The organism is Flavobacterium magnesitis, from assembly GCF_041729735.1.
In the GTDB taxonomy this organism is placed as follows: Bacteria; Bacteroidota; Bacteroidia; order Flavobacteriales; family Flavobacteriaceae; genus Flavobacterium; species Flavobacterium magnesitis.
The window spans coordinates 1-5,252 of sequence record NZ_JBCFQK010000042.1; the positions used below are offsets into that span (position 1 = coordinate 1).

Annotated in this window: 6 protein-coding genes; 3 read left to right on the forward strand and 3 right to left on the reverse strand. The window is 34.7% G+C overall.

Annotation, left to right across the window (positions count from 1 at the left end):
- Nucleotides 1–51: 51 nt before the first annotated feature.
- Nucleotides 52–699 (reverse strand): endonuclease III domain-containing protein, encoded by a 648-nt coding sequence (locus AAGV33_RS16200; RefSeq protein WP_373393403.1) that lies wholly within the window; start codon nt 697–699, stop codon nt 52–54.
- 156 nt (nt 700–855) lie between these two features.
- On the opposite strand from AAGV33_RS16200, the gene bcp reads away from it, so the two are divergent.
- Nucleotides 856–1,308 carry a thioredoxin-dependent thiol peroxidase gene (gene bcp, locus AAGV33_RS16205; RefSeq protein WP_373393405.1) on the forward strand — a complete coding sequence of 151 codons (453 nt, stop codon included), beginning with the start codon at nt 856–858 and terminating at the stop codon, nt 1,306–1,308.
- A gap of 66 nt (nt 1,309–1,374) precedes the next feature.
- Here bcp and AAGV33_RS16210 read toward each other — a convergent pair whose 3' ends face one another.
- Complete coding sequence (locus AAGV33_RS16210; protein WP_373393407.1) at nt 1,375–2,820, reverse strand: TonB-dependent receptor; 1,446 nt, start codon at nt 2,818–2,820, stop codon at nt 1,375–1,377.
- 102 nt (nt 2,821–2,922) lie between these two features.
- Between AAGV33_RS16210 and AAGV33_RS16215 the strand changes: the two genes are divergently transcribed.
- Complete coding sequence (locus tag AAGV33_RS16215) at nt 2,923–3,687, forward strand: MBL fold metallo-hydrolase (RefSeq protein ID WP_373393409.1); 765 nt, start codon at nt 2,923–2,925, stop codon at nt 3,685–3,687.
- A gap of 10 nt (nt 3,688–3,697) precedes the next feature.
- Nucleotides 3,698–4,198, forward strand: coding sequence for a hypothetical protein (locus AAGV33_RS16220; RefSeq protein ID WP_373393410.1), 501 nt, complete (start codon nt 3,698–3,700; stop codon nt 4,196–4,198).
- Between the two features lie 255 nt (nt 4,199–4,453).
- Here the strand turns inward: AAGV33_RS16220 and AAGV33_RS16225 are convergent.
- Nucleotides 4,454–5,252, reverse strand: a 799-nt coding sequence (locus AAGV33_RS16225; RefSeq protein ID WP_373393412.1) for a transketolase family protein, incomplete at its 5' end; no start/stop codon positions are given.

The window sequence follows — 5,252 nt, forward strand, 5'->3', positions numbered from 1 at the left end:
GCACTTTCAGTGCAGAGTGGTTTAGTTAGTCAGCTAAAGCAGACTGTCATGTTACTTTTTATAGCCGTCTAAGGCTGTTTTTCGCCCAATAGTTCTAGTGATAATATCTTTCTCTAAACTCCAACCACGAGCTGGCGAATATTCTCTGCCGTACCAAATAATTTGCAGGTGTAAATCGTTCCAAATTTCCTCAGGAAACAAACGTTTGGCATCTTTTTCAGTTTGAACAACATTTTTTCCATTCGATAAATTCCATTTGTACATCAATCGATGAATGTGAGTATCTACAGGAAATGCCGGAACACCAAAAGCTTGTGACATGACCACACTAGCCGTTTTATGCCCAACAGCTGGCAATGCTTCTAAAGCTTCAAAACTTTGTGGCACCTTGCCATCGTGTTTTTCGATTAGAATATGTGATAAACCATGAATTCCTTTAGATTTCATTGGTGATAAACCACAAGGACGAATGATTTCCTTAATTTCCTCCACAGACATTTTTACCATATCATACGGATTATCAGCTTTAGCAAAAAGGATTGGTGTGATTTGGTTGACTCTCACATCGGTACATTGAGCCGAAAGTAAAACCGCAATCAACAACGTATAAGGATCTTTATGATCTAGCGGAACTGGAATAGTAGGGTAGAGCTCTTTTAACGTATTTATAACAAATGTTACCCGTTCTTGTTTGGTCATTTAGTTTAAATTTGAGATGTAAAGAAAAGGAATTTCAATAGCAATTTCAAAAATCAATTACAATATCAATAGAAAAACACAAAATTACCAAATAACAAATAAGTCTTAGTGAACTTTGCGAAAGCCTTGCGAACTTTGCGGTTAAACAAAAAAAACATGACAACATTAAAAAAAGGCGATAAAGCTCCCGATTTTTTTGGGGTAGACCAAGACGGGAAGCCACATCAATTAGAAGATTATAAAGGAAAAAAATTAGTTGTTTTCTTTTATCCAAAAGCCAGTACGCCAGGTTGTACTGCTGAAGCCTGCGATTTAAGAGATAATTTTGAGCGTTTTAAGGCTAATAATTACGCCCTGCTAGGTGTAAGTGCCGATTCGGCAAAAGCACAGGCTAAATTCAAAGATAAATACGAATTTCCATTTCCTTTATTGGCCGACGAAGAAAAAGAAGTCATTCAGGCATTTGGTGTTTGGGGACCTAAAAAGTTCATGGGACGCGAATACGACGGCATTCATAGAACTACTTTTGTAATCGACGAAAACGGAATTATCGATGAGGTTATCGAAAATGTAAAAACCAAAGAGCACGCTAGTCAGATTTTAAAATAAACTAAAACGCCACAAGAGAATTTCTTTGTGGCGTTTTTTATAATTAAGGTATTGTTTTTTATTCAACTAATTTTTTTCGGGATCGTAGCCAAAAAGGCGTTGTTGTTTAATGATTTCTGAAACCCCTTCAGGCAGCATTGGTTCCCAGCCTGGTACTCCGTGGCTAATCATTTTTAGCACTTCGCGTGAAAACACTTTTAGGTTTTCAGGGTTGTATTCTTTTATATCAATTACTTTTCCGTTGAATTTAAAGAATTTGTACAGTTCTTTCATTCGTGGATGTACTTTTAAGTTTTCTGAAGTGGTAATCTCTCCATTTTCGTCTAACATTGGATATAAAAACACTTTCATGTCTCTAAAGAATAATTTTCCAAAAGCCTCCAGAATTCCACCACTTAAATGACGATAGTATTTTTCGTCAAAAATATCAACTAAGTTGTTGACACCCATGGCAAGACCCATTCTGGCCTTAGTATAATTAGCAAAATATTCTACTACTTTATAATATTCCTGAAAATTGGAAATCATTACCGTTTGTCCTAAAGAACAAAGTAATTCGGCGCGATCCATAAAATCTCTTTCGTCAATTTCGCCATCCGAACGTAAGTTAGACAAGGTAATTTCGAAAATAACCAAAGTATTTTCTTTGTCCACTTTGTTTTCTTCAATAAACATACGCATCGATTTCTCGTACATGTCCATGTTTACCTTAGTAACTGGACGGAAACTTCCTCTAAGTGCAAGAAGGTTTTTCTTGTATAAAATAGAAGCGGGAAGAATGTTTTTTCCTTTTGGATTGAACATTACGGCATCGGTCATTCCGTTTTTGACTAATTGCAAACTGATTAAACGGTTGTCTACATCAGCAAATCGAGGTCCGGAAAAATTGATGGTGTCAATCTCTAGTTGGTCTTTGTCTAAATGATCGTATAAATAACGCAACAATTTCTTAGGATCGTTGTATTTATAATAAGCGCCGTAAATTAAGTTTACCCCTAGAATTCCCAGAGTTTCCTGTTGTAATTTGGCATCCGTTTCTTTAAAACGAATGTGAAGTATAATTTCGTTATACTCTTCGCTAGGATCAATTTGGTAACTAATTCCTACCCAACCGTGACCTTTAAATTGTTTTGCGAAATCTATTGTTGCTACCGTATTAGCATAACTAAAAAACATTTTGTGAGGATGCTTTTCTCTATTGAGTCGTTTTTCTATAAGATCTACTTCGTGAGAAAGCATTTTTTTTAGGCGGTTTTCAGTAACATAACGACCGTCTTTTTCAACACCATAAACGGCATCACTAAAATCTTTATCGTATGCCGACATTGCTTTTGCTATAGTTCCTGATGAACCACCCGCTCTAAAAAAATGTCTTACTGTTTCCTGACCTGCACCAATCTCGGCAAATGTTCCATAAATATTTTCATTTAAATTGATACGTAGTGCCTTGTCTTTTATTGAAGGGACTTGTGCAATTACTCTGTCTCCTTTTAGTTTTATTTCGCTACCCATTTTTTTTGTTTAAATTTATGTATTTGCCTGATGTTACAAAGTTAATTAAATAGCTAGCCTTATGAAAGAGAAATAATCCTATTTTTGTGAAAAAAATAAGATTTGAAGGTATATTTTTTAGGTACAGGTACTTCTCAAGGCATTCCAGTTATAGGAAGTGATCACCCCGTGTGCAAAAGTACGGATAGTAAGGACAAAAGGCTTCGGGTTTCGGTATTGATTCGCTGGGATAATTATTCGTATGTTATAGATTGTGGTCCTGATTTTAGACAGCAAATGCTAACTTCAGATTGCCAGAAAGTAGACGGAATTATTTTTACTCATGAGCATGCGGATCATACTGCTGGTTTAGATGATATTCGACCATTTAATTTTAGACAAGGGGAAATGCCTATTTATGCACACCAACGCGTTATTGATAATATGAAAATGCGTTTTGACTATGTTTTTGAAACAGTCAATAAGTATCCGGGAGCTCCTTCGGTAAAAACGATTGAAGTAGTCAATAATGAATCTTTCGCTATCGGAGACAAAATAGCTATTCCAGTTAATGTGTCGCATGGTGGTCTTCAGGTTTTTGGATATCGCATTGATGATTTTGCTTATTTGACTGATGTAAAAACGATTGAAGCTGCTGAAATCGAAAAACTAAAAAACTTGAAAGTTTTAGTGGTGAATGCTTTACGCGAAGAATATCACTTTTCGCATTTTAGTTTACAAGAAGCCTTGGATTTTATTGCTTTGGTAAAACCAGAAAAGGCTTATTTAACCCATATAAGTCATATTATGGGCTTTCATGAAGAAGTGCAACAAAAGCTTCCTGAGAATGTATTCCTTGCTTATGATAATTTAGAAATCACTTTATAATAATTTTACAATGAAAAAATCATTTCTGCTTTATGCCTTTATTTTATTGGTATTAATTAATATTTTTACCTACTCTTTTTTAAATAGTGAAGTAAAGTTTGAGCAAAACAGATACGAGAAAACTACAAAAAGATTAAAAGATAGTTTGAATTCAATGACTACAAAGTTGAATGATGCCAATTATTTTTCTTTGGAAAAAAACGAAAATGCTCAAAATTATTTTGATTCGGCTGTAGCCAATAAAACTATTGCTTACGAAAAGTTAATTCCCGTAGTAAAAGAAAGATTAATGGATTTGAATGCGAATCCAAAGGGAAATCCTTACGTGGGACAAGATCAAATAGGAGTGAATAAATTTGTAATCAACAAAGTAAAAGTATTAAATCACCGCTGGATTATTGCTGATTATAGTGATGGTAAAATGTGGGGAGAAGTGCTGTTGAAATATTTTGTAAATGAAGATGAAAGTATTTCTTTTGAAGTGATACAATCTTTGCTTTATGCGCAATAATATTCTTTGATATTTTCAAATGATTATGAATTTAAAACCATATAAGTAATATGAATAATTTATTGTCGTATAACACTATCACTTTAACTTATGTGATCTACTTTAATAAGTAAGAAACTGGACAAAGAAAAGCTTATATGACTTATATGTTTTAAAAACAGACATTATTCTATTCCTTAAATTACAATGTTTTTCAAAACAAAAATCCCATCTCGTTTAGAACAAGATGGGATTTTTAATATATTCAGAATCAAATTATTTTCTTTTGATCACTCTTTCTACGGCTTCCACAATAGCTTGATTGTTTAGCTTGTATTTTTCCATTAATTGTTCAGGAGTTCCAGACTCACCAAAACTATCTTGAACCGCTACAAATTCTTGCGGAGTAGGGTTGTTTAACGCTAATACACCAGCAATGCTTTCTCCAAGACCACCAAGATAATTGTGCTCTTCAGCCGTTACGATACATTTCGTTTTAGCTACCGATTTTAATATAGCTTCTGCGTCTAATGGCTTAATGGTGTGGATGTTGATTACTTCAGCAGAAATTCCTTTTTCTTCTAATTTTTCAGCAGCAATTAAAGCTTCCCAAACTAAGTGACCTGTAGCAACAATTGTTACATCAGTACCTTCGTTTAACATAATTGCTTTACCAATGATGAAAGGCTCATCAGCAGGAGTAAAGTTAGGTACAACCGGACGTCCAAAACGCAAGTAAGCTGGGCCATGGTGATCAGCAAGTGCAATTGTAGCCGCTTTAGTTTGGTTGTGGTCACAAGTGTTGATTACCGTCATTCCTGGTAACATTTTCATCAAACCGATGTCTTCAAGAATTTGGTGCGTAGCTCCATCTTCTCCTAAAGTTAATCCAGCGTGAGAAGCACAGATTTTTACGTTTTTATCAGAATAAGCAACCGATTGACGAATTTGGTCGTAAACTCTTCCTGTAGAAAAGTTAGCAAAAGTTCCTGTAAAAGGAATTTTTCCACCAATAGTTAATCCAGCAGCAATCCCAATCATGTTTGCTTCCGCAATCCCGATTTGGAAAAAACGC